Raw genomic sequence first — 22695 nt, forward strand, 5'->3', positions numbered from 1 at the left:
ATGCCGGGACCGTCCCGCACACCAGCGAGAATGCCCATCCCCGGAACCCCTGCCGGGGGTTGTCCACAGGCAGCAGGAATTAAGGCTATTAATCGTTCAAACCCGGCAGGGGGAGGACTTCGGCCACGGCCACCCGGTACGGTCTTGGGCGTGTCCGCCGATCCACCGCACAGCGCCGTCGAAGTCCGCCGGAGCGCGCGCCGCCGCAGGACCGTCTCCGCCTACCGGGAAGGCGACCGCACGGTCGTCCTCATCCCTGCCCGGATGTCCGAGGCCGAGGAGCAGCGCTGGGTCGGCCTGATGCTCGACAAACTGGCCGCGCAGGAGAGCAGGCGGACGCTCGGCGACGCCGAGCTGACCGAGCGCGCCGCGCGCCTGTCCGACCAGTACTACGACGGCCGCGCCCGCCCCGCCTCGGTCCGCTGGGTCACCAACCAGAACACCCGCTGGGGCTCCTGCACCCCCGCCGAGGGCAGCATCCGCCTGTCCCACCGCCTCCAGGGCATGCCCGAGTACGTGGTCGACTACGTCCTGCTGCACGAGCTGGCCCACCTGCTGGTCCCGGGCCACGGTCCCCGCTTCTGGCGGCTGCTGGAGGCGTACCCCCGTACCGAGCGGGCCCGCGGCTACCTGGAGGGCGTGGTCGCCGCCGACCGCCTCCCGCACCTCCCCGCGCCCCGCGAGACCTGAGCCGGCACCCCGCCCCGGTGACCGGTCCGCGCCCCCGGTGACGGGCCGTGAAATGTACCGGCTGCGTACCGGCTTGGCTGGATCTCGAAGATTGCCGTTAGCCTGACTCGCTGAACGCATTCACATTTCGGGATGGGGGACGGTCGTACGCATGGCCAGGGAATTCCAACGCGGCCACAAGGCCAAGATCAGTGACCTCACGGCGGGGACGGACCTCTATGTCGGGGTCCAGATCTCGGGCCCCGGGCTGACGTTCGACATCAGCTGCTTCGGACTCGACGCCGACGAGCGGCTGTCGGACGACCGCTACTTCGTCTTCTTCAACCAGCCGAAGTCCCCGGAGGAGGCCATCCAGCAGCTGGGCCCCCAGTCCGGCGACACGGAGTCCTTCCGCGTCACGCTGGACCGGATCCCCGCCTCGATCCACAAGCTGAGCTTCACCGCCACCATCGACGGCGCCGGACAGATGTCGCAGGTCGGCCCCGGTTACATCCGGGTCGTCGCGGGCGGTGAAGAGGTCGTCAGGTACGCCTTCACGGGCGCGGAGTTCAGCACCGAGCGCGCCGTGATGCTGGGCGACTTCTACCTCAAGGACGTCTGGCGGTTCGCGGCGGTCGGCCAGGGCTTCGACGGAGGCCTCGCGGCCCTGCTGCAGAACTTCGGCGGCGAGGTCGCCGAGGAGCCCGGGGCGCAGCCCGCGGCACCCGCGGCCGCCCCCGGCTTCGCCCCGCCGCCGGCCCCCGCGGCACCCGCCCCGGTCCCCGCCCCCGCCCCGGCCTTCGGCACCCCCACCCCGCAGACGGCCGGCTTCGGCGCGCCGCCCGCGCCCCCGGCCCCCACGGCCCCCTTCACCCCCGCGGCGCCGCCCGCGCCCGCCGCCCCGGCGGCCCCCACCGCGCCCCCGGCGCCGGCCGCCCCCTTCGGCGCGCCGCCCGCGCCCCCCGCCGCGGTACCGGCCCCCTTCGCCCCGGCGGCCCCCGCGGCACCCGCGGCCACCACCCCGCCCGGCTACCCGGCGGCCACGACCCCGCCCGGCTACCCCGCGGCCACCACCCCGCCCGGCTACCCCGCGGCCACCACCCCGCCCGGCTACCCGGCCGCCACCACCCCGCCCGGCTTCCCCGGCACCACCCCGCCCGGCACCACGCCCCCCGGCATCCCCGGCCAGCAGCCCTTCGGCGGCGGCCAGCAGCTGGCGCCCGTACCCCCGGAGGCCGGCCTGCGCGTCGTCCTCACCAAGTACGCCGAGGCGGCCGCGGGGGACCGCTGGACCGAGCAGAACCCCCAGCAGGTCCGCGCCACCCTCGCCAAGGGCCACGCCATCCTCGCCAAGCAGGGCAGCATGGTGGCCTACCAGGGCGACATCGACTTCGCCCACAAGGGCTCGGGCCTGCTCGGCAAGCTCACCGGCCAGCTCACGGGCCAGGGCATGTCCCTCATGCGCTGCTCCGGCGAGGGCGAGGTCTTCCTCGCCGACGAGGCCAGCCGCGTCTTCGTGATCCGCCTGGAGAACGAGCAGATCTACACCAGCGCCCACGGCGTCCTCGCCTTCGACGAGAGCCTCGACACCGAGGTGCGCCGCATCGAGGGCGCCGGCCTGCCCGGCGGCGGCTTCTTCGCCATGGCCTTCTCCGGCACCGGGGCCGTCGTCGTCAAGACCCGCGGCACGCCGGTGGTCCTCCCCGTCGGCCAGGCCACGTACGTCGACGGCAACGCGGTGATCGCCTGGTCCGCCGGCGCCCAGGCCGTCACCACCACCGCGCTGCGCCTGCGCCGCTCCGGCTACGCCAGCGCCCAGTCGGAGGCGGTCAACCTCCAGTTCCGGGGCGCCCCCGGCAACTTCGTCGTCGTCCAGCCCTTCGAGGCGTGAGGCAGGCCATGGATACGTACACACTCAACGCCCACAGCGCCGCGCCCACCGGGGTCCGGATGGCCGTCCACAGCGCGAAGACCCTCAAGGTCACGATGGTCACCGGCCAGGACCTCATCGCCAAGGCCGGCTCGATGATCGCGTACAACGGCTACGTCCAGTTCGACGCCGCCCCCGCGACGCTGCGCCGCTCCGCCGAGGAGATGGTCACCGGAGAGGGCGGCCGGCTCATGCTCTGCCGCGGCGACGGCGACCTCTACCTCGCCGACTACGGCGCGGACGTCGTCGTCCTGCACCTCAACAACGAGGCCCTCTCGGTCAACGGCGCCACCCTCCTGGCCTGCGACGCCTCCCTCCAGCTCGCCATCGAGCCGGTCAAGGGCATCGCCAAGCTCTCCGGCTCCGGCCTGACCAACCTGGTCGTCCGCGGCACCGGCTGGGTGGCCCTGGTCAGCCGCGGCATCCCCACCGTCCTCGACTGCGCCGAGCGGGAGACGTACGTCGACCCGGACGCGCTCGTCGCCTGGACCACCGGCCTCGACCTGAAGGCCAAGCGCACCGTCAAGGCGAGCGCCCTGATCGGCCGGGGCAGCGGCGAGGCCCTCCAGATCGGCTTCAAGGGCCAGGGCTTCGTGGTCGTCCAGCCCAGCGAGGACACCGGCGACCGTTTCAAGATCCGGGGCTGAGAGGAGCACCGAGCCATCATGCACAGCACACTCTTCGCACACGTCCCGGTCCAGTCGACCGGGCGCTACACCTTGCAGAACTCCCAGCTGCTCAAGGCCGAGATCGGCCAGGGCCCCGGATCCGTCCTCGCCCGCCAGGGCGCCATGGTCGCCTTCGAGGGCCAGGTGGACTTCCAGAGCCAGTACAAGAACCGCAGCTGGCGCAACGTCGAGCGGATGACGCACGAGCGCCTGGAACTGATGAAGTGCAAGGGCAACGGACAGGTCTACCTGGCCAACTTCGCCCAGCACATCCACGTCATGGACGTCGGCGGCGGCATCACCGTCGACAGCGCCTCGGTCCTCGCCTTCGACTCCACCCTGGGCGTGGGCATCGTCGCCGTGGACAGCGCGGTCGGCGTCGCCTCGGCCGGCGCCTACAACCTGGAGCTGACCGGCAGCGGCCAGGTCGCCCTGCTCACCTCGGGCGAGCCGCTGGTCCTGGAGGTCACGCCGAACAGCAACATCTGCGCGGACGCGGACGCCGTCATCGCCTGGTCGACCACGCTGCGCACCCAGATGCAGGCCCCCACCTCCACGTCCTCGGTCTGGCGCCGCCGCGGCGCCACGGGCGAGGGCTGGGAGATGCAGTTCCAGGGCCAGGGGTACGTCCTGGTCCAGCCGAGCGAGCTGATGCCCCCGCTGCACCTGCGCGGCGGCGCCTTCGGCTTCGGGCTGCGCGGCAACTCCATGGGCGGCAGCCGCGCCTGACGTGCCCTGCCCGGCACCCGCCGGTACGCGACGGGGGCGGCCCCACACCGTGGGACCGCCCCCGTCGTACGGGCACCGGGTACGGGCGCCGTCAGAGCCGGGCGCGCGTCGCCTCCAGCAGCCGTACGACCGACTCGTCGGCCACCCCGGCCACCTCGTCGTACCGGAACCAGCGCAGGTCCAGCGACTCGTCGCTGATCTCCGCCACGGCCTCGGCCGGGGCCAGCGCCGCGTACTGGACGTCCAGGTGCCAGTTGCACGGCGCGGGGATCGGATGCCGGTCCAGCCGCACCGGACCGCCCGGCAGCAGGGCCAGGCCGTGCGCGATGCCGGACTCCTCCCGGGCCTCGCGCAGCGCCGCGTCCGCCAGCGTGGCGTCCCCGGGCTCGCAGTGGCCGCCCATCTGGAGCCACATGCCCAGCTTCTTGTGCAGGGTCAGCAGCACCCGGCCGCCGGCCGGGTCGATCACCAGGGCGCTGCCCGTGACGTGACCGGCGGTGCAGGGCTTGTAGACCCCGTCCGGGTGCGCCGCGAGGTGCTCCAGGTAGACGTCACGCAGCTCGGGCTGGCCCTCGTACCCCTTCAGGACGAGGACCGCGTCGTCGTGCAGGCTCACTTCTCGTCGTCGCCCTTGCCCTCGCCCTTGCCGTCCTGCTCCCCGCGCCGCTCGGCGGCCTCGCCGAGCATCTTGTCGATCTCGGAGAAGTCCAGCTGCTCGCGGTGGACGAAGCCGTCCGGGTCGTCCAGGTCGGTCGCGGTCGGCAGCATGTCCGGGTGCTCCCACAGCCCGTCCCGGCCGTCCACCCCGCGCGCGTCGGTGAGGGAGGCCCACAGGCGGGAGGCGTCGCGCAGCCGCCGCGGACGAAGCTCCAGACCGATCAGCGTGGCGAAGGTCTGCTCCGCGGGACCGCCCGAGGCGCGGCGCCGGCGCAGCGTCTCGCGCAGCGCGTCCGCCGAGGTCAGCCGGGGCTTGGCCGCCTCGTGGACCACGGCGTCCACCCAGCCCTCGACCAGCGCGAGCGCCGTCTCCAGGCGGGCCAGCGCAGCCTTCTGCTCGGGGGTGTCCTGCGGCTGGAACATGCCGCCCTGGAGCGCCTCCTGCAGCTGCTCGGGGTTGCCCGGGTCGAGCTGGCCGACCACGTCCTCCAGCTTCGAGGTGTCGACCTTGATCCCGCGCGCGTACCCCTCGACCGCGCCGAACAGGTGCGAGCGCAGCCACGGCACGTGCGCGAACAGGCGCTGGTGGGCGGCCTCGCGCAGCGCCAGGTAGAGCCGGACCTCGTCCGACGGCACCCCGAGGTCCTTGCCGAAGGTCTCGATGTTGAGCGGCAGCAGCGCGGCCCGCCCGGCCGGGCCGAGCGGCAGCCCGATGTCGGTGGAGCCGACCACCTCGCCCGCCAGCGTGCCCACGGCCTGGCCGATCTGCTGGCCGAACATGGCCCCGCCCATGGAACGCATCATGCCGAGCAGCGGGCCGGCCATGGCCTGCATCTCCTCCGGCAGGACGCTGCCCATGGCCGCACCGACGCGCTCGGCCACCGGGTCGACGAGCTCCTTCCACACCGGCAGGGTCGCCTCGACCCACTCGGCGCGGCTCCAGGCCACGGCCGTGCCCGCGCCCGAGGGCAGCGAGGTCACGCCGTCCAGCCACAGGTCCGCCAGCCGCACGGCCTCCTCGACGGCCGCCCGCTCGGCGGGGCCCACGCTAGCGTCCTTCACGCCGTCCGAGGTGCCCTGGGCGACGGTCTGGCGAGCGATGTCCTTGGCCATGTCCCAGTTCACGGGACCGCCCTCGTAGCTCAGCATCTGGCCGAGCTGCTGGAAGGCCGCCCCCAGATCGGCCGGGTTGACCGACCCGAACATCGCGGCGAACGGGTTGTCCGCACCGCCCGGCAGCCCGGCCCCGCCGAACCCGAACGGATTCTGGCCGCCCTGGCCGCCCTTCTTCTTGCCCTCGTCGCCGTTCTCCGGCTCCTCCGGCGGAAGGCCGAATCCGAATGGGGTGTCACTCACGGGTTTCCTCGGCTCGTCAGGCCGCCGGCGGGAACCGACGGCAATGGTCCGACAACAATGGTCCGACAACACCACCAGCGTAGACACCACACCCGGTTCCGGGCTCGGTGCTCCGCCGGCTCCGGGGCTGCGGCAGGATGGACATCACCTGGTACGTACGCGTCACGACGCGCCCGTACTGAAGACAACCGCTGGAGACGCCCGGTGAGTTCCCCAGATCCACAGCTCCGAGCAGCGCACGACGACGAGGTTCGCCCTAGGCGAAACGGCGGCGTACGCGGTCCCGTGGTGGCCGTGACCGGCGCCGCCTCGGGCGTGGGCGCCGCGCTCGTGCGCCGCCTCGCCGAGTCCGACGAGGTCAGGCAGGTCGTCGCGATCGACGAGCGGCGGGGCGACTGCGCCGCCGCCCAGTGGCACGTCCTCGACGTCCGCGACCCGGCCATCGCCGACAAGCTCCGCGGCGCCGACGTCGTCGTCCACCTCGCGCTGGACCTCGACCTGGAGACCGACCCGGCCGCCCGTACGGCGTACAACGTGCGCGGCACCCAGACCGTGCTCACCGCCTCCGCCGCGGCCGGGGTGCGCCGGGTCGTGCTGTGCACCTCCGCGATGGTCTACGGCGCGCTGCCCGACAACGACATCCCGCTCTCCGAGGACGCCGAGCTGCGCGCCACCGCGGAGGCCACCGGCGTCGGCGACCTGCTGGAGATCGAGCGCCTGGGCCGCCGCGCCCCGCGCGCCCACCCGGGCCTGAACGTCTCGGTGGTCCGCCCCGCGGTGCTGGTCGGCGGCACGGACACGGCGCTCACCCGCTACTTCGAGTCCCCGCGGCTCCTGGTGGTCGCCGGATCCCGTCCCACCTGGCAGTTCTGCCACGTCGAGGACCTGGTCAGCGCCCTGGAGTACGCGGCCCTGGAGAAGGTCGAGGGCGAGCTGGCGGTGGGCTGCGAGGGCTGGCTGGAACAGGAGGAGGTCGAGGAGCTCAGCGGCATCCGCCGGATGGAGCTGCCCTCCGCCGTGGCCCTGGGCGCCGCCGCCCGGCTGCACCGCATCGGCCTCACCCCGTCCCCGGCCGGGGACCTCGCGTACACGATGCACCCCTGGGTGGTGAGCGTGAGCCGGCTGCACGACGCGGGCTGGCGCCCCCGGTGGACCAACGAGGAGGTCCTCGCGGAGCTGCTCCAGGAGGTGGCCGGGCGCCACACCGTCGCCGGCCGGCGGCTCGGCCGCAAGGACGCCACCGCCGCGGGCGCAGCGGGCGCGACCGTCGCGCTGCTGGGCGCGGCCGCCGTCGTACGCCGGGCCCGGAAGCGCCGCGGGATCTGACCGTACGGACCCGGGTCCCGCCCGGGCAGCGGCTGCCCGCATCGGCCGGCCGGCCGGCCGGCCGCGCCTCCGGCCCGGCTTCCGGCCCGGGCCCGACCCGGCCTCCGGCCCGGGCCCGACCCGGCTTCCGGCCCGGGCCCTACCCGGCCTCCGACCCGGCTTCCGACCTGGTCCCCCGGCCTGTAGGAGGCTCCATATCCCGGGCCCCGCGCACCGGTCGAATCGTCCCTTGGGCGATCTCCCGGCCGTAGGGCACGATGGACGGTATGGCACCGCACTTCGACCACCCCGGCGAGCAGGCCGCAGCGGACCCGATCCGGCTGCTCGAGATCCGTGAGACCCCGCTCTCGCTCGACGAGGTCTTCAAGGCCGTGGGCGACGACGCCACGGGCGGCACGACGCTCTTCGTCGGCACGGTGCGCAACCACGACGGCGGGGCCGACGTCGACTCCCTCGGGTACTCCTGCCACCCGAGCGCACAGGCCGAGATGCGCCGCATCGCCGAGCGCGTCGTGGCCGAGTACCCGGTCCGCGCCCTGGCCGCCGTCCACCGGGTGGGCGATCTGACCGTGGGCGATCTCGCGGTGATCGTCGCCGTGTCCTGCCCGCACCGCGGCGAGGCCTTCGAGGCGTGCCGGAAGCTGATCGACGACCTCAAGCACGAGGTCCCGATCTGGAAGCACCAGCGCTTCTCCGACGGCACCGAGGAATGGGTCGGCGCCTGCTGACGCCCCGTCGATTTGCGTAACCCCGCCCCGAGGACCAGCGTTGGATCCCACAACACACACCGCGTGTCGGTCCATGGGAGGGAGGCCCGGAATGGCGTCGCTGGCCTGGTTGCTGATTCCGCTGTTCGCCGCCGTCGGAGCTGCGATATGGGCGAGCTGGGCCGCCCGGGACCGCACCTCCGGTGACATATCGGAGCTGGCGGGGTACGCCCGGTTCCGCGAGGCGATGGACCGGGCCGACAAGGCGCACTCCGGTTCGGACGCCTTCTGACACGTCCCGTACTGTCGTTCCATGCCACGCCGCACCGCGACGATGCTCGCCTCGACCCTCGTGCTGTTCGCGTTCCTCTGTGCGGGGATCTTCATCAAGGTCCCGTACTCGGAGATGAGCCCCGGCCCCACGGTGAACACGCTCGGCGAGTCCCACGGCGAGGCCGTCCTGCAGATCTCCGGCCGCAAGACGTACCCGACCACCGGGCACCTCAACATGACGACGGTCCGCGTCACCGGCGCCGACTACGACATGAACCTGGTCGAGGCCGTGTACGGCTGGCTCTCCGGCGGCAACATCGTCGTCCCGCACGAGAACCTCTACCCCGACGGCAAGACGGAAGAGGAGTCGACGCAGGAGAACGCCGAGGAGTTCAGCCAGTCCCAGGAGAGCGCCAAGGTGGCCGCGCTCAAGGAGCTGGGCATCCCGGTCAGCGCCCGCGTCGTGGTGGCCTCCGTGGTGAAGGGCAGCCCCTCGGAGGGCCGGCTGCACGCCGGCGACGTGGTCAAGTCCGTCGACGGCACCCAGGTGAAGGCCCCCGGGGACGTCGCCGACCTCGTCACCAGGCACAAGCCGGGTGAGAAGGTCGTCTTCGACGTCATCCCCGCCAAGGAGGCGGCGGCCGCCGAGAAGGCCCACCGTGAGCCCAAGGGCGGCGAGAAGGTCGTGATCACCGCCGGGAAGGCCCCCGACGACGGTCACGCGATCGTCGGCATCCGGGCCGGGACCGACCACACCTTCCCGTTCACCGTCGACATCAAGCTCGCCGACGTCGGCGGCCCGAGCGCGGGGCTGATGTTCGCCCTGGGCATCGTCGACAAGCTCACCCCGGAGAACCTCACCGGCGGCAACTTCGTCGCGGGCACCGGCACCATCGACGACGACGGCAAGGTCGGCCCGATCGGTGGCATCCAGATGAAGACCATCGGCGCGCGCGAGGCGGGCGCTCGGTACTTCCTCACTCCCGCCGACAACTGCTCCTCCGCCGCGAAGAACACCCCGGACGGCCTGACCCTGGTCAAGGTCGGCACGATCGACGACGCGGTGCAGGCCTTGAAGAAGATCGGCAAGGGGGACACGGCCGGGCTGCCGCAGTGCACGCCCTGACCGCGTCCCGCGCTCGCTGAGGGCGTTACGCCTCGAAGGTCGAGGCCAGCGCCTCGGCCAGGCCCGGCACCAGGTCCGCGCCGGTCAGCACCTCGCTGGTGGAGTCCTTCTCGCGCAGCCGCACGGCCGACTCGCGGGCCCCGTCGCGCAGCACGGCCACGGTCATCCGGACCTCCTGCCGCTCCGGGTGCCGGGCCACCCACTCGGCCAGCCGCTTCCCGTCCAGGTCCTGCGGTACGGCGGCCTCCGCGGACGGCGGCAGCATCAGCCGCTCCACCGTCAGCGCGCAGCCCGCGACGGCGTCCGGCCACGCGATGGTGCCCAGGAACTCGTCCAGGGCGGTTCCGTCCGGCAGCTCGTCCTGCAGGACCGGGGTCAGGGTGGCGGCGCCGCTGTCGGTCCGGTCGAGACCGAGCTGCTCGGCCAGCTGCGGCTCCTGGGCGCGCAGCTTCGCGGTGTCGACGAGGGCGAACAGCCGGGTCGGCTGGTCCCAGCCGAGGCCGGCCGCGTACTCGTCGATTTCGAGGACGGCACGGGTCAGCGGGCTGGCCGCCATCGGGGTGCCGGAGGGGGAAACGTTGGACATGGGCAACATCCTGCCTCCTTTCCGCCCGATACCGGGAACTGACCGAAGCCTCAGTAAGTTGCACGAGTGGGCTCTACGATCGGGTGCCCGCTCTACAGACACACAGCGACTTCGAGGTGCGCACCTTGGCTTTCCAGATGCCGGACCGCGGCGGAGGCCCGTCCGGGCCACGGATCAGAGTCGGCCGCCCGTCCCGGCGTGCCCGGACCCTGCTGATGACCTTGGGCGTCCTGGCCGTCCTGGCCATGGCGTTCATCATGTTCGCGGGCTTCTGGACCGACTGGCTGTGGTTCAGGTCCGTGCACTACTCCTCCGTCTTCACCACCACCCTGTGGACGAAGACCGGGCTCTTCGCCGTGTTCGGCCTGCTGATGGCCGGTGCCGTCGGGTTCAACATCTGGCTGGCCCACCGGCTGCGGCCGCCGCTGAGCGCGATGTCGCTGGAGCAGCAGAGCCTCGACCGCTACCGCATGGGCATCGCCCCGTACAAGAAGTGGCTGCTGACCGGGATCGCCGCGCTCGTCGGGCTGATCGCGGGCGCGTCCGCCGCCGGCCAGTGGCGCACCTGGCTGATGTACGTCAACGGCGTCCCCTTCGGCAAGAAGGACCCGCAGTTCGGTCTTGACGTGTCCTTCTACGCGTTCGACCTGCCCTGGTACCGCTTCCTCCTCGGCTTCGGCTTCGCCGCCATCGTGCTGTCGCTGATTGCCGCCGTCGTCGTGCACTACCTGTACGGCGGGCTGCGCCTGACCAGCCCCGGCGCCCGGGCCACCGCCGCGGCCACCGGCCACCTGTCGGTGCTGCTCGGCCTCTTCGTCTCGCTCAAGGCGGTCGCGTACTGGCTCGACCGGTACGGCCTCGCGGTGAAGTCCAGCGACTTCAAGGCGGCCGACAACTGGACCGGCCTCCGGTACGTCGACGCCAACGCCTACCTGCCGGCCAAGACCATCCTCTTCTGCATCGCCGCGATCTGCGCCGCGCTGTTCTTCGCGACGCTGTGGCGCCGTACCTGGCAGCTGCCGGTGATCGGCTTCGGCCTGATGGTGCTCTCCGCGATCCTGATCGGCGGCCTCTACCCGGCCATCGTCCAGAAGTTCCAGGTCCAGCCGAACGAGCAGGCCAAGGAATCTCCGTACGTCCAGAAGAACATCAAGGCCACGCAGGAGGCCTACGGGATCGAGAAGACGCAGGTCACCGAGTACCCGGGCACGGCGAACACCACGGACAAGAACAAGCTCCGGCAGGACGCCGACACCACGGCCAGCATCCGCCTGCTCGACCCGAACATCGTCTCGCCGGCCTTCCAGCAGCTCCAGCAGAACAAGGGCTACTACGGCTTCCCGTCCACCCTCGCCGTCGACCGGTACAAGGGCCAGGACACCGTGATCGGCCTGCGCGAGCTGAACCTCCAGGGCATCCCGAAGAACAACTGGATCAACGACCACTTCCGGTACACCCACGGCTACGGCGCCGTCGCCGCCAAGGGCACCGAGGTCACCCCGGACGGCAAGCCCGTCTTCACGGAGGCCGGCCTGCCCTCGAAGGGCGAGCTGGGCAAGTACGAGCAGCGTATCTACTACGGCGAGGAGACCAAGCAGTACTCCATCGTCGGCGGCCCGCAGCTCGAGCTCGACTACTCCGACGACAAGCGCGAGGTCGAGACCCGGTACGAGGGCAAGAGCGGCGTCAACCTCGACAACCCGCTCAACCGCGCTGCGTACGCGCTGACCTTCAGCGAGCCGCAGATCCTCTACTCGGGCGCCATCGGCGACGGCTCGCGGATCCTGTACCACCGGACGCCCAAGGAGCGCGTCGAGGCGGTCGCCCCCTGGCTGACGATCGACGGCGCCGCCTACCCGGCGGTGATCGACGGCCGCATCCAGTGGATCGTGGACGCGTACACCACCACCAACGGCTACCCGTACGCCTCCCGCACCACCCTCGGCGACACCACCGCGGACTCCCTGACCAACTCCCAGCGCGCGGTCGTCGCGCAGGAGAACCAGGTCAACTACATCCGCAACTCGGTGAAGGCCACCGTCGACGCGTACGACGGTACGGTCAAGCTCTACCAGTGGGACACGCAGGACCCGGTCCTCAAGACCTGGATGAAGGCGTTCCCCGGCACGGTCGAGGCCCGCAAGGAGATCCCGCAGAGCCTGATGCAGCACCTGCGCTACCCCCAGGACCTGTTCAAGGTCCAGCGCGAGCTGCTCACCCGCTACCACGTGAAGGACCCGCAGACCTTCCTCAGCGGCAGCGAGGTGTGGGCGGTGCCGAAGGACCCGACCACCAAGGAGGGCACGGCGGTCCCGCCGTACTACCTCTCCATGAAGATGCCGGGCCGCAACGCGCAGGACTTCTCCCTCACCACCACGTTCACGCCCAACGGCCGTGACAACCTGGCCGCGTTCATGGCGGTCAACGCCGACCCGGCGACGACCGACTACGGCAGCATCAGGGTGCTGAAGCTGCCCACGGCCAACCCGGTCGACGGACCGAAGCTGGTGCAGTCGCGGTTCAACTCCAAGCCGGAGATCGCCCAGGAGATCAACATCCTGAGCCGGGGCGACTCGCAGGTGGAGTACGGCAACCTGCTCACCGTGCCGCTCGACGGCGGGATGCTCTACGTCGAGCCGGTGTACGTCCGGGGCGGCGGGCTCAAGTACCCGCTGCTGAAGAAGGTCCTGGTGACCTACGGCGAGCAGACGGCCTTCGAGGACACGCTGGAGAAGGCGCTGAACGTGGTCTTCGGGGCGGAGCCCCCGACCACCAAGCCGCCGGCCGACGGCACGGTCCAGCCGCCGGACACGGTCCCGCAGAACCCGACGGTGAAGCAGGCCCTGGCCGACGCGAGCAAGGCGCTCGAAGACGCCGACAAGGCGCTGAAGGCGGGCGACTGGGCGGCGTACGGCAAGGCCCAGGACGAGCTGGAGGCGGCGCTGAAACGGGCGACCGAGGCCGAGGCCAAGGCGCCCCAGCCCAAGCAGTAGCCGTGCCGCCCCGTTAACCGGGAAGTCTCCGCCCCGCGTCGTGATACGGTGGTTTCACCGACGCGGGGTGGAGCAGCTCGGTAGCTCGCTGGGCTCATAACCCAGAGGTCGCAGGTTCAAATCCTGTCCCCGCTACTAGCGCGAAGGCCCGGATCCTCAGGATCCGGGCCTTCGTCGTACCTCCGGGAGCGCCCGCCGACGGACCCGAGTGGCCTTCGTCATATGCCGGTTTCGGTATGTGTCCCCCATGCGGGGGGAGTTGGGGCGGGTCCGTGTTTGACTTATCTCTCTGTGGGCATGTCGACAAAACGCTGTAGTGACCTCACTGGCTGCGACATACCAGGTGTACGCGGGTTGCAGGTGATGCGACGATGGGATTTATGGGGGACAGGTCAACTCTGCTGGAGACAGGGCGGTTTGTGCGGGCGGATTCCGACGAAGCGAAGGTGACGGGGACGGCGGACCACCGGCCCGACGCCGACGCGGCGGCTGACGCCGCCGACGGCACCGCGCGCTCGGGCGCCGGCGCGCCCGCGCCCGCCCCGGCCGACCCTGCGCCGGCCGGGCCCGACTCCGCGCTGGCCGACGCCGTCAACGAGGCGGTCGAGGACGTGGAGCTTGAGGCCCGCTACCGCCCCTCCGCCGACGCCGGGGACCCCGGCGCCATGAGCGTGCTCGGCGCGCTGCTGCTGCGCCGCGGCGACCTCGACGGCGCCGAGCGCTACCTCCGCGGCGCCACCGCCGAGGGCGACCGGGCCGCGGCCAACAACCTGGGTGTCCTGCTGCTCCAGCGCGGCTACCCCGACGAGGCCGCCGGCTGGTGGCGCGTGGCCGCCGTCGCGGGCTCCGCCCCCGCCGCCCACGCGCTGGGCCGCCACTACCGCGAGCGCGGGGACGAGCCGGCGGCCGAGTACTGGCTGCGGCAGGCCGCCGAGTCCGGGCACGCCCTGGGCGCGTACGCGCTCGCCGACCTGCTGGAGCACCGCGGGGACGAGGGCGCAGAGAAGTGGCTGCGGGCCGCCGCCGAGCAGGGCCACCGCGAGGCGGCGTACCGGCTGGCCAGGCGGCTGCGCGCGAAGCCCGTCAAGGGTGCGGCCAAGGGCGCCGAGAAGCACCCGGGCGAGGCCGAGCAGTGGTTCCGGCAGGCCGCTGCCCGCGGGCACCGCCGGGCCGCCCTGCACCTGGGCAGCCTGCTGGAGGCCCGGGGCGAGCTGAAGGAGGCGGGGCGCTGGTACCTGTCCTCCGCCAAGCAGGGCGAGGCCCGGGCGGCCTGCGCCCTGGGCTTCCTGCTGCGCGACGCCGGGGACGAGGAGGGCGCGGCGACCTGGTGGCTGCGGGCCGCGGAGGACGGCGACGGGAACGCGGCGAACGCCCTGGGCGCCCTGCACGCCGCCCGCGGGGAGACCCAGACGGCCGAGCGGTGGTACCGCGCCGCCATGGACGCGGGCGACCACAACGGCGCGTACAACCTCGGGCTGCTCTGCGCCGCCCAGGACCGGGTGCCGCAGGCCGAGCAGTGGTACCGCCGGGCCGCGTACGCCGGGCACCGCGAGGCCGCGAACGCGCTGGCGATCCTGCTGCTCCAGGCCGGGGACGCGGCCGGGGCCGAACCCTGGTTCTCCAAGGCCGCCGAGGCGGGCAGCGTGGACGCCGCCTTCAACCTCGGCATCCTCTTCGCCAGCCGTGACGAGGACCGCTCCGCCCTGAAGTGGTACGAGCGGGCCGCGGCCGCGGGCCACACCGACGCGGCCCTCCAGGTCGGCATCGCGCTGGTCAGGGACGGCGAGGAGCGGGCCGCGGAGCGCCACCTGCGCTGCGCGGCCGGCGGCGGCAGCGCCGAGGCCGCCTTCCGCCTGGCCTCGCTGCTGGAGTCCCTCCAGCCGCCCCCGGAGCCTCCCGGGCTGGGTGCGGGCCCGCCCGCGAAGACCGAGAGCGAGGAGTGGTACGAGCGCGCCGCCGAGCAGGGGCACCGGCGCGCCCAGGTCCGGGTCGGCATGCTGGCCGCGGGGCGGGGCGAGCTGGGCGCCGCCGCCCGCTGGTACCGCGAGGCCGCCGAGGCGGGCAGCCGCAACGGCGCGTTCAACCTGGGGCTGCTGCTGGCCCGCGAGGGCAGCGAGCCGGAGGCCGCCCTGTGGTGGACCCGCGCCGCGGTGGCCGGGCACGGCCGTGCCGCGCTCCGGCTCGCGCTGCTGGCGGCCCGGCACGGCGATCTGAACGAGGGGCGCAAGTGGTGCGCCCGGGCGATGGAGCTGGGTCCCTCCGAGGTGGCCGCGCGCGCCGAGCGCCTGCGCGAGGCCCTCGACGAGGAGCTCACCGCGTAAGGATTTGCCCTGCTCGGCGACCTTGACGTAGTGTGGGGTTCACCGACGCGGGGTGGAGCAGCTCGGTAGCTCGCTGGGCTCATAACCCAGAGGTCGCAGGTTCAAATCCTGTCCCCGCTACTAGCACGAAGGCCCGGATCCTCAGGATCCGGGCCTTCGTCGTGTTCCCGGCCTTCGCGGTGCTGCCGTTCCGGCGCCCGCTGCCGGTCCGCGTGACCTGACATACCCGCGTACGAGGATGCCCCCCGGTGGATCACCGGGGGGCATGCTGGCGTCGGAGGGGCCGATCAGGCCGAGGCGCAGCCCGGGCAGAGGCCGCGGTAGGTGACCTCCACGTCCGAGACCACGAAGCCGAAGCGCTCCGAGTCGGGGAGGTCGGCCAGCGGGTTGCCGGCGGGGTGCACGTCGCGGATGGCGCCGCAGCGGGCGCAGACCAGGTGCTGGTGCGGCCGGTGGGCGTTGGGGTCGTACCGCTTGGCGCGCCGGTCGGTCGAGACCTCCAGCACCTCACCGAGCGAAACGAGCTCGCCCAGCGTGTTGTACACGGTCGCGCGGGAGATTTCAGGCAGTTTGACCACTGCGCGCGCGTGGACCTCGTCGGCCGTGAGGTGGACGTGGTCGCCGTCCAGGACCTCGGCCACGACGCGCCGCTGGGCCGTCATGCGCCAGCCGCGTCCGCGAAGTCGTTCGAGCAGGTCACTCATGAGCGCCAGCGTAACAGCGAGCGGACCTTGATCCCGAATCAGTGCGGACTTGGACCCTTGCTTGACTTGGACAATGTCTATCGTAGGATCAATTCCGACGTAGTCGAGGACAGGACAAGTCAGGACATGACGCAGGAGGCGCACGTGACGCAGGGACCGCTCACCACGGAGGCCGGTGCCCCGGTCGCCGACAACCAGAACAGCGAGACGGCCGGCGTCGGTGGTCCGGTGCTGGTCCAGGACCAGCTGCTGCTGGAGAAGCTCGCCCACTTCAACCGCGAGCGGATCCCGGAGCGCGTCGTGCACGCCCGCGGCGCCGGCGCGTACGGCACCTTCACCGTGACGGCCGACGTCACGCGCTACACCCGGGCGAAGTTCCTGTCCGAGGTCGGCAAGCAGACGGAGACGTTCCTGCGCTTCTCGACGGTGGCGGACAGCCTCGGCGGCGCCGACGCGCGCCGCGACCCGCGTGGCTGGGCGCTGAAGTTCTACACCGAGGAGGGCAACTACGACCTCGTCGGCAACAACACGCCGGTCTTCTTCATCCGGGACGCCATCAAGTTCCCCGACTTCATCCACACCCAGAAGCGCGACCCGTACACCGGCTCCCAGGAGGCGGACAACGTCTGGGACTTCTGGGGCCTCTCGCCCGAGTCCACCCACCAGGTGACCTGGCTGTTCGGCGACCGGGGCATCCCCGCCTCGTACCGCCACATGAACGGCTACGGCTCGCACACCTTCCAGTGGAACAACGAGGCGGGCGAGGTCTTCTGGGTCAAGTACCACTTCAAGACCGACCAGGGGATCAAGAACCTCACCCAGGCCGAGGCCAACCGGCTCGCCGGCGAGGACCCCGACTCGCACCAGCGCGACCTGCGCGAGTCCATCGAGCGCGGCGACTTCCCGACCTGGACCGTGCAGGTCCAGATCATGCCCGCGGCGGACGCGGCGACGTACCGCTTCAACCCGTTCGACCTGACCAAGGTCTGGCCGCACGAGGACTACCCGCCGATCGAGATCGGCAGGCTGGAGCTCAACCGCAACCCGGAGAACATCTTCGCGGAGGTCGAGCAGTCGATCTTCAGCCCGGCGCACTTCGTGCCCGGCATCGGCCCCTCGCCGGACAAGATGCTCCAGGGCCGGCTCTTCGCGTACGGCGACGCGCACCGCTACCGGGTCGGCATCAACGCCGACCACCTGCCGGTGAACCGCCCGCACGCCACCGAGGCGCGCACCCACTCCCGCGACGGCTTCCTCTACGACGGCCGCCACGGGGGCGCGAAGAACTACGAGCCGAACTCCTTCGGCGGCCCGCACCAGACCGACCGGGCGCTGTGGGCCGGCACGCCGGTCACCGGCGTCACCGGTGACCACGCCGCCCCGCTGCACGCCGAGGACGACGACTTCGTGCAGGCCGGCAACCTCTACCGGCTGATGTCCGAGGACGAGAAGGGCCGGCTCGTCGAGAACCTGTCCGGCTTCATCGCCAAGGTCTCCCGCGACGACATCGCCGAGCGGGCGGTCGAGAACTTCCGCAAGGCGGACGGCGACTTCGGCAAGCGGCTGCAGGCCGCCGTCCAGGCCCTGCGCGGCTGACGCGGCCGCACGCCGGTGCGAACGGCGGGCCGGCACCCTCCAGGGGGTGCCGGCCCGCCGTCGTGCTCGCCCCTACGCGGGGACCGTACGCCGGGCCGGGACCCAGCAGCGGATGATGTCGCGGACGGACACGATGCCCACCGCGCCGCCGTCCTCCAGGACGATCAGGTGCCGGAAGCCCCCGTGCGCCATGGCCTCGGCAGCCTCCTGGAGGGTGGCGTCCGGGGTGCAGAAGACGACGTTGTTGGTGGTGTGGGCGGAGACGGTCTCGCGGTCGGGGTCGTGCCCCGCGCCCACGGAGTTGAGGATGTCGCGCTCGGTCAGGATGCCGATGCCGCTGGTCTCGGGGTCGAGGACGACGGCCGCCCCGACCCTGCGGCCGGACATCAGGCAGGCCGCCTGCCTGAGGGTGTGGGCGGGGCCGAGGGTCAGGATCAGTGTGCTCATGGCGTCGCGGACGAGCATGAAGAGAGCCACCTCCTAGGGTGAGACCCCCGCTCGGGCGGAGCGCCGGATCCGCCGTTCCTAGAGAACGGATTCACAAGCGCACAAGCGGAGGATTCTCAGATTCCCACGGCGGCCCGGGGCCATCAAGGGGGCACGCTCGGTGAGCGGGGGCGGCCGTCAGTCGCGGGGGCGCAGGTGCCGGAGCATCTCGTCGTGCAGCAGACCGTTCGACGCGGCGGCGTTGCCGCCGTCCACCCCGTCCACGCCGTCGATGCTGGTGAACCTGCCGCCGGCCTCCTGGACGACCACCGCGATGGCGGCCATGTCCCACAGGTTCAGCTCCGGCTCCGCGCACAGGTCCAGCGAGCCCTCGGCCACCATCATGTACGGCCAGAAGTCCCCGTAGCCGCGGGTCCGCCAGCAGGCCCTGGTCAGGTCCAGGAAGCCCGGCAGCCGGCCCTGCTCCTCCCAGCCGGTGAGCGAGGAGTACGCGAAGGACGCGTCGCCCAGCGAGGCCACCTTGGAGACGCCGATCGGGCCCTCCGCCGCCAGGCTCCCGCCGCCGAACGCGCCCGCGCCCTCGGCGGCCCACCAGCGGCGGCCCAGCGCCGGCGCGGAGACCACACCGACCACCGGCCGGAACCGGCCGTTCTCGTCCGCCGCCATCAGGGAGATCAGGGTCGCCCAGACCGGCACCCCGCGGACGTAGTTCTTCGTGCCGTCGATGGGGTCGATGACCCAGCGCCGGGGACCGTCGCCGACCAGGCCGTACTCCTCGCCGAGGATCGCGTCCGAGGGCCGGGCCTCCTCGATCAGCCGGCGCACCACGCCCTCCGTGGCCGTGTCCGCCTCGCTCACCGGAGTCATGTCCGGCTTGGTCTCCACCTTCAGGTCCAGGGCCTTGAAGCGGGCCATCGTGACCTGGTCGGCGGCGTCCGCCAGGGCATGGGCAAGGCGCAGATCATCGTCATACTCGGGCATGGCCGAACAGTATCGGCCCCGAAGGGGGCCGACCACACGGCCCCGCGCTCACCCACGCGGCACTCCTTGACAGCTTCACCGGGCCCGTCAACGCTGGCGAGGACGTGAGGTACCCCGGCCTTGCCGGGGAGGGAGGCGCGGGGATGCCGACAGCGCGGGAAGCCTTGCTGGAAGCCGCACGGGCGGCGCTCACGGCCCGGCCCTGGCCGGTCGTGCGGATGGTGGACGTGGCGGCTGCCGCCGGTGTGTCGCGGCAGACCCTCTACAACGAGTTCGGCGGCAAGGACGGCCTCGCCCGCGCCCTGCTGCGGCGCGAGACCGACTGGTACCTCGACGGGGTGGACCGCGCCCTGGGCTCGCACGCGGCCGGCCGCGAACGCCTGCTGGCCGTGGCGGAGTGGACCGTACGCGCAGCCCGCGCCCACCCGCTCGTACGGGCCCTGCTCACCGGCTGCTGGGACGAGCGGCTCCCGGCGCCGCGCCCGGGCCCCGCGCGGGCCCCCTCGGCCGTGCCGGCCCAGCGGCGGGCCGACGCCGGGGTGCCCGGGCCGGCCGAACTGGCCAGAGCGGTGCGGGACCGGGCCGCCGCCGCCCTGGAGCCGGGGGAGGGCACCAGACGCCGCTGCGAACTGGCCGTACGCGTGGCCCTGTCCTGTGTGGTCGCGCCGCCCGAGGAGCCCGGCGAGGTGGCCCTGCGCGAACTCCTCGGCATCGCCGAACGGCCGGGCGAGCCCCGTGCGGCCGAGCTCAGACCGGGCCCGCCCGGCGGGTTCAGTGCGAGGAGCCGGAGAGCTGGAGGCCGATGACCCCGACGATCACCAGCGTGATCGAGACGATCTTGAGGGTGGACACCAGGTCCCCCAGGAAGACCATTCCGTAGATGGCGGTGCCGGCCGCCCCGATGCCCGTCCACACCGCGTACGCCGGGCCCACGTCCAGCTTCCTCAGGGCCAGCGTCAGCAGTCCGAAGCTCCCCAGCGCGAAGCACGCGAAGGCGATCGTCGGCCACAGGCGGGTGAAGCCGTGCGAGAGCTTGAGGCAGACCGCGAAACCGGTTTCCAGGATCCCCGCGACCACGACCAGCAGCCACGCCATGATGCATGCCTCCCCGCATTCGGTGACCGCTTCGCGTCACTTGGTGCGATTATGCATTTACCAGACCCCCCGCCCGGCAAACGTCGGCCTGCCACGCGCCGGGCCCGGGGCCGGGCGGATCCGGGAGATCCGAGAGAACCGGGAGATCCGGGGGATCAGTCGCCCTCGCGCCGCTCGCGCGTCGCCAGCAGCCGCCGCAGCGAGTACAGCCGCGCCGGGTCCGCGTGCCCCTCGGCCACCCACTCGTCCAGCGCGCAGTCCTGCTCGTCGTGGCTGCACGCACGCGGGCAGCCCTCCGTCCCCTCCACCAGGTCGGGGAAGGCCAGGATCACGCGCGACGGGTCGACGTGGTGCAGGCCGAAGGACCGGACGCCGGGCGTGTCGATGACCCAGCCGTCACCCGAGGGCAGCGGCAGCGCCAGCGCGGAGGTGGTGGTGTGCCGGCCGCGGCCCGTCACCGCGTTCACGTGGCCGGTCGCGCGCCGCCGGTCCTCCGTGACCAGCGAGTTGACCAGGGTGGTCTTGCCGACGCCGGAGTGGCCGACGAAGGCCGTGATCCGGCCCGTCAGGTGCTCGCGCACCCGGTCCGCCGCGTCCCCGTTGTGCAGCTCGTCGCGGTTGACCACCACGTGCGCCAGGCCCAGCGTCGCGTAGGTCTCCAGGATCTTCTCCGCGGGCGCCAGGTCCGACTTGGTCAGCACCAGCAGCGGCTCCAGGCCCGCGTCGTACGCCGCGACCAGGCAGCGGTCGATGAGCCGGGGCCGCGGCTCCGGGTCCGCCAGCGCCGTCACGATCGCGAGCTGGTCGGCGTTGGCGACGACCACCCGCTCGAACGGGTCGTCGTCGTCCGCGGTGCGGCGCAGCACCGACTTGCGCGTCTCGATGCGCACGATCCGCGCCAGCGTGTCCTTCTTGCCGGACAGGTCACCGACGAGCCCCACCCGGTCGCCCACCACCGCGGCCTTCCGGCCCAGTTCGCGGGCCTTCATCGCGGTGACGGTGCGGTCCTCGACCAGGCAGGTCAGCCTGCCGCGGTCGACCGTCAGGACGAACCCCTCGGACGCGTCCTCGTGCTTGGGCCGGATGTTCGTCCGGGGCCGGTTGCCCTTCGGGTTGGGGCGGGCCCGGATGTCGTCCTCGTCGGTGTGCTTGCCGTACCGGCGCATCGCGTCAGGCTCCCGAACCCTTGAGCATGCCCGTCCACATGGCCGGGAAGTCGGGGAGGGTCTTGGCGGTCGTCGCCACGTTCTCGATCTCCACGCCCTCGACGGCCAGGCCGATGATCGCGCCGGCGGTGGCCATCCGGTGGTCGTCGTACGTGTGGAAGATCCCGCCGTGCAGGCGGCGCGGGCGGATGTGCAGGCCGTCGGCCGTCTCCGTGACGTCGCCGCCCAGCTCGTTGATCTCCTTGGTCAGGGCGGCCAGCCGGTCCGTCTCGTGCAGCCGCAGGTGCGCCACGCCGCGGAGGGTCGACGGGGAGTCCGCCAGGGCCGCCACCGCCGCGATGCCGGGGGTCAGCTCGCCGACCTCGCCGAGGTCCACGTCGATGCCGTGGATCCGGCCCGAGCCGGTGAAGACCAGGCCGTCGTCGGTCAGCTCGCAGGAGCCGCCCATCTCCGTGAAGATGCGGCGCAGCTCGTCACCCGGCTGGGTGGTGCGGCGCGGCCAGTCGGGAACGGTCACCGTGCCGCCGGTGATCAGCGCGGCGGCCAGGAACGGCTGCGCGTTCGACAGGTCCGGCTCCACGACCAGGTCCCGGCCGAGCAGGGCGCTGGGGGAGACCCGCCAGACGTTCTTCTCGCCGCCCGCCTCGGGGGTGTCGACCTGGGCGCCGGCCGCGCGCAGCATCTCCACCGTCATCCGGATGTGCGGCAGCGACGGCAGGGTCTCGCCCACGTGCCGCACCTCGACGCCCTGGTTGAAGCGGGGGGCGGAGAGCAGCAGCGCCGAGACGAACTGGGACGAGGAGGAGGCGTCGATCTCGACGGTGCCGCCGTCCAGGGCCCCGCCGCCGTGCACGGTCATCGGGAGGGCGCCGCGGCCCTCGTCGTCGATCCGGGCGCCCAGCGCGCGCAGCGCGGAGATGACCTGGCCGAGGGGGCGCTCGTACGAACGGGGGTCGCCGTCGAAGCGGATGGGGCCGTCGGCGAGGGCCGCGACCGGCGGGAGGAAGCGCATGACCGTACCCGCGTTGCCCACGTCCACCGTCGCCGGGCCGTGCAGTCCGGCCGGGATGACCCGCCAGGCCTCGCCGCTCTCGCCGGCCCCCGCGGAGCTGGAGGAGACGGTCTCCTCGATGCCCACGCCCATGGCGCGCAGCGCGTCGGACATCAGCTGGGAGTCCCGGGAGCGCAGCGGGCGCCGGACCCAGCCCGGCTCCGAGGCCAGCGCGGCCAGCACCAGGGCGCGGTTCGTGACCGATTTGGACCCCGGCACGGTCACGGTGGCACGGACGGGCCCGTCCGCGAGCGGGGCGGGCCAGAGGGCGGGAAGCGCGGGGGTCTGGGTCATGCCCCTCACTTTAGTTGCTC

The 22695-nt window shown here is 72.6% G+C and carries 21 protein-coding genes and 2 tRNA genes; 14 read left to right on the forward strand and 9 right to left on the reverse strand.

Translation table 11 applies throughout. The annotated features are described in order from the left end of the window. The first annotated feature begins 30 nt into the window (after positions 1–30). The 4 genes from ACIQUQ_RS00345 to ACIQUQ_RS00360 all read left to right on the forward strand — a co-directional run bounded on the left by ACIQUQ_RS00345 (position 31) and on the right by ACIQUQ_RS00360 (position 3996). Positions 31–690 (forward strand): M48 family metallopeptidase, encoded by a 660-nt coding sequence (locus tag ACIQUQ_RS00345; protein WP_403969371.1) that lies wholly within the window; start codon positions 31–33, stop codon positions 688–690. Between the two features lie 151 nt (positions 691–841). Further along, a complete protein-coding gene (locus ACIQUQ_RS00350) occupies positions 842–2560 on the forward strand; it encodes a TerD family protein (protein WP_403969374.1) in 1719 nt (572 codons plus the stop codon). 8 nt (positions 2561–2568) lie between these two features. Next, the gene (locus tag ACIQUQ_RS00355; RefSeq protein WP_403969377.1) at positions 2569–3246 is read left to right on the forward strand and encodes an AIM24 family protein; all 678 of its coding nucleotides are present in this window, start codon (positions 2569–2571) and stop codon (positions 3244–3246) included. 18 nt (positions 3247–3264) lie between these two features. Beyond that, complete coding sequence (locus ACIQUQ_RS00360) at positions 3265–3996, forward strand: AIM24 family protein (RefSeq protein ID WP_403969379.1); 732 nt, start codon at positions 3265–3267, stop codon at positions 3994–3996. A 91-nt stretch (positions 3997–4087) separates the two neighbouring features. On the opposite strand, the gene ACIQUQ_RS00365 is transcribed toward ACIQUQ_RS00360, so the two are convergent. Together ACIQUQ_RS00365 and ACIQUQ_RS00370 are read right to left on the reverse strand one after the other, a co-directional pair. Then, positions 4088–4612 (reverse strand): NUDIX hydrolase, encoded by a 525-nt coding sequence (locus tag ACIQUQ_RS00365; RefSeq protein ID WP_403969381.1) that lies wholly within the window; start codon positions 4610–4612, stop codon positions 4088–4090. After that, complete coding sequence (locus ACIQUQ_RS00370) at positions 4609–6009, reverse strand: zinc-dependent metalloprotease (RefSeq protein ID WP_403969384.1); 1401 nt, start codon at positions 6007–6009, stop codon at positions 4609–4611. Before ACIQUQ_RS00370 ends, ACIQUQ_RS00365 begins: the two co-directional genes overlap by 4 nt. A gap of 204 nt (positions 6010–6213) precedes the next feature. On the opposite strand from ACIQUQ_RS00370, the gene ACIQUQ_RS00375 reads away from it, so the two are divergent. From ACIQUQ_RS00375 to ACIQUQ_RS00390, 4 genes are all read left to right on the forward strand, one after another. Continuing rightward, positions 6214–7335, forward strand: coding sequence for an SDR family oxidoreductase (locus tag ACIQUQ_RS00375; RefSeq protein ID WP_403662591.1), 1122 nt, complete (start codon positions 6214–6216; stop codon positions 7333–7335). A gap of 266 nt (positions 7336–7601) precedes the next feature. Continuing rightward, positions 7602–8063: a molybdenum cofactor biosynthesis protein MoaE gene (locus ACIQUQ_RS00380; protein WP_403969386.1), complete on the forward strand. Its 462-nt coding sequence runs from the start codon at positions 7602–7604 to the stop codon at positions 8061–8063. A gap of 91 nt (positions 8064–8154) precedes the next feature. Further along, positions 8155–8334 carry a hypothetical protein gene (locus ACIQUQ_RS00385; RefSeq protein ID WP_399945196.1) on the forward strand — a complete coding sequence of 60 codons (180 nt, stop codon included), beginning with the start codon at positions 8155–8157 and terminating at the stop codon, positions 8332–8334. Between the two features lie 21 nt (positions 8335–8355). Next, entirely contained in the window at positions 8356–9441 is a 1086-nt protein-coding gene (locus ACIQUQ_RS00390) for a PDZ domain-containing protein (protein WP_403969388.1), read from the forward strand. A 25-nt stretch (positions 9442–9466) separates the two neighbouring features. Here ACIQUQ_RS00390 and ACIQUQ_RS00395 read toward each other — a convergent pair whose 3' ends face one another. Continuing rightward, positions 9467–10036, reverse strand: coding sequence for a PPA1309 family protein (locus tag ACIQUQ_RS00395; RefSeq protein ID WP_403969391.1), 570 nt, complete (start codon positions 10034–10036; stop codon positions 9467–9469). Positions 10037–10164: 128 nt separating this feature from the next. Between ACIQUQ_RS00395 and ACIQUQ_RS00400 the strand changes: the two genes are divergently transcribed. The 4 genes from ACIQUQ_RS00400 to ACIQUQ_RS00415 all read left to right on the forward strand — a co-directional run bounded on the left by ACIQUQ_RS00400 (position 10165) and on the right by ACIQUQ_RS00415 (position 15461). Next, positions 10165–13020 (forward strand): UPF0182 family protein, encoded by a 2856-nt coding sequence (locus tag ACIQUQ_RS00400; RefSeq protein WP_403970507.1) that lies wholly within the window; start codon positions 10165–10167, stop codon positions 13018–13020. Between the two features lie 61 nt (positions 13021–13081). Further along, a tRNA-Met gene (locus ACIQUQ_RS00405) sits at positions 13082–13155 on the forward strand. A gap of 236 nt (positions 13156–13391) precedes the next feature. Next, complete coding sequence (locus ACIQUQ_RS00410) at positions 13392–15341, forward strand: sel1 repeat family protein (RefSeq protein ID WP_403969394.1); 1950 nt, start codon at positions 13392–13394, stop codon at positions 15339–15341. A 46-nt stretch (positions 15342–15387) separates the two neighbouring features. Further along, a tRNA-Met gene (locus ACIQUQ_RS00415) sits at positions 15388–15461 on the forward strand. A gap of 167 nt (positions 15462–15628) precedes the next feature. On the opposite strand, the gene ACIQUQ_RS00420 is transcribed toward ACIQUQ_RS00415, so the two are convergent. Further along, on the reverse strand, positions 15629–16045 hold the full coding sequence (locus ACIQUQ_RS00420; protein ID WP_399945206.1) for a Fur family transcriptional regulator: 417 nt from the start codon (positions 16043–16045) through the stop codon (positions 15629–15631). A 126-nt stretch (positions 16046–16171) separates the two neighbouring features. Here ACIQUQ_RS00420 and ACIQUQ_RS00425 point away from each other — a divergent pair, with 126 nt between their 5' ends. Continuing rightward, positions 16172–17641 (forward strand): catalase, encoded by a 1470-nt coding sequence (locus ACIQUQ_RS00425; protein ID WP_403969397.1) that lies wholly within the window; start codon positions 16172–16174, stop codon positions 17639–17641. A gap of 72 nt (positions 17642–17713) precedes the next feature. Here ACIQUQ_RS00425 and ACIQUQ_RS00430 read toward each other — a convergent pair whose 3' ends face one another. Both ACIQUQ_RS00430 and hisN read right to left on the reverse strand, forming a co-directional pair. Next, entirely contained in the window at positions 17714–18106 is a 393-nt protein-coding gene (locus ACIQUQ_RS00430; protein WP_403662573.1) for a cyclic nucleotide-binding/CBS domain-containing protein, read from the reverse strand. Between the two features lie 159 nt (positions 18107–18265). Further along, positions 18266–19069, reverse strand: a complete 804-nt coding sequence (gene hisN, locus ACIQUQ_RS00435) for a histidinol-phosphatase (protein WP_403969400.1) — start codon at positions 19067–19069, stop codon at positions 18266–18268. 143 nt (positions 19070–19212) lie between these two features. Here hisN and ACIQUQ_RS00440 point away from each other — a divergent pair, with 143 nt between their 5' ends. After that, positions 19213–19875: a TetR/AcrR family transcriptional regulator gene (locus ACIQUQ_RS00440; RefSeq protein ID WP_403969403.1), complete on the forward strand. Its 663-nt coding sequence runs from the start codon at positions 19213–19215 to the stop codon at positions 19873–19875. Here ACIQUQ_RS00440 and ACIQUQ_RS00445 read toward each other — a convergent pair. From ACIQUQ_RS00445 to aroA, 3 genes are all read right to left on the reverse strand, one after another. Beyond that, entirely contained in the window at positions 19841–20164 is a 324-nt protein-coding gene (locus ACIQUQ_RS00445) for a DMT family transporter (RefSeq protein WP_399945219.1), read from the reverse strand. The two genes, ACIQUQ_RS00440 and ACIQUQ_RS00445, sit on opposite strands and share 35 nt — an antisense overlap. A 155-nt stretch (positions 20165–20319) precedes the next feature. Beyond that, positions 20320–21330 carry a ribosome small subunit-dependent GTPase A gene (gene rsgA, locus ACIQUQ_RS00450; protein ID WP_403969406.1) on the reverse strand — a complete coding sequence of 337 codons (1011 nt, stop codon included), beginning with the start codon at positions 21328–21330 and terminating at the stop codon, positions 20320–20322. Between the two features lie 4 nt (positions 21331–21334). Further along, complete coding sequence (aroA, locus tag ACIQUQ_RS00455; protein ID WP_399945225.1) at positions 21335–22675, reverse strand: 3-phosphoshikimate 1-carboxyvinyltransferase; 1341 nt, start codon at positions 22673–22675, stop codon at positions 21335–21337. Positions 22676–22695: the final 20 nt, after the last annotated feature.

The sequence above is a fragment of the Streptomyces sp. NPDC101118 genome (genome assembly GCF_044759445.1).
Lineage (GTDB): Bacteria > Actinomycetota > Actinomycetes > Streptomycetales > Streptomycetaceae > Streptomyces.

Bases quoted from the DNA above. Each gene is read 5' to 3' on its own strand.
- ACIQUQ_RS00355 (WP_403969377.1), top strand. From the start codon at position 2,569: ATGGATACGTACACACTCAACGCCCACAGCGCCGCGCCCACCGGGGTC.
- ACIQUQ_RS00380 (WP_403969386.1), top strand. From the start codon at position 7,602: ATGGCACCGCACTTCGACCACCCCGGCGAGCAGGCCGCAGCGGACCCG.
- aroA (WP_399945225.1), bottom strand. From the start codon at position 22,675: ATGACCCAGACCCCCGCGCTTCCCGCCCTCTGGCCCGCCCCGCTCGCG.
- ACIQUQ_RS00395 (WP_403969391.1), bottom strand. From the start codon at position 10,036: ATGTTGCCCATGTCCAACGTTTCCCCCTCCGGCACCCCGATGGCGGCC.
- ACIQUQ_RS00410 (WP_403969394.1), top strand. From the start codon at position 13,392: ATGGGATTTATGGGGGACAGGTCAACTCTGCTGGAGACAGGGCGGTTT.
- ACIQUQ_RS00445 (WP_399945219.1), bottom strand. From the start codon at position 20,164: ATGGCGTGGCTGCTGGTCGTGGTCGCGGGGATCCTGGAAACCGGTTTC.
- ACIQUQ_RS00345 (WP_403969371.1), top strand. From the start codon at position 31: ATGCCCATCCCCGGAACCCCTGCCGGGGGTTGTCCACAGGCAGCAGGA.
- ACIQUQ_RS00430 (WP_403662573.1), bottom strand. From the start codon at position 18,106: ATGCTCGTCCGCGACGCCATGAGCACACTGATCCTGACCCTCGGCCCC.
- ACIQUQ_RS00420 (WP_399945206.1), bottom strand. From the start codon at position 16,045: ATGAGTGACCTGCTCGAACGACTTCGCGGACGCGGCTGGCGCATGACG.
- ACIQUQ_RS00360 (WP_403969379.1), top strand. From the start codon at position 3,265: ATGCACAGCACACTCTTCGCACACGTCCCGGTCCAGTCGACCGGGCGC.
- ACIQUQ_RS00425 (WP_403969397.1), top strand. From the start codon at position 16,172: ATGACGCAGGAGGCGCACGTGACGCAGGGACCGCTCACCACGGAGGCC.
- hisN (WP_403969400.1), bottom strand. From the start codon at position 19,069: ATGCCCGAGTATGACGATGATCTGCGCCTTGCCCATGCCCTGGCGGAC.
- ACIQUQ_RS00390 (WP_403969388.1), top strand. From the start codon at position 8,356: ATGCCACGCCGCACCGCGACGATGCTCGCCTCGACCCTCGTGCTGTTC.
- ACIQUQ_RS00440 (WP_403969403.1), top strand. From the start codon at position 19,213: ATGCCGACAGCGCGGGAAGCCTTGCTGGAAGCCGCACGGGCGGCGCTC.
- ACIQUQ_RS00400 (WP_403970507.1), top strand. From the start codon at position 10,165: ATGCCGGACCGCGGCGGAGGCCCGTCCGGGCCACGGATCAGAGTCGGC.
- ACIQUQ_RS00350 (WP_403969374.1), top strand. From the start codon at position 842: ATGGCCAGGGAATTCCAACGCGGCCACAAGGCCAAGATCAGTGACCTC.
- rsgA (WP_403969406.1), bottom strand. From the start codon at position 21,330: ATGCGCCGGTACGGCAAGCACACCGACGAGGACGACATCCGGGCCCGC.
- ACIQUQ_RS00385 (WP_399945196.1), top strand. From the start codon at position 8,155: ATGGCGTCGCTGGCCTGGTTGCTGATTCCGCTGTTCGCCGCCGTCGGA.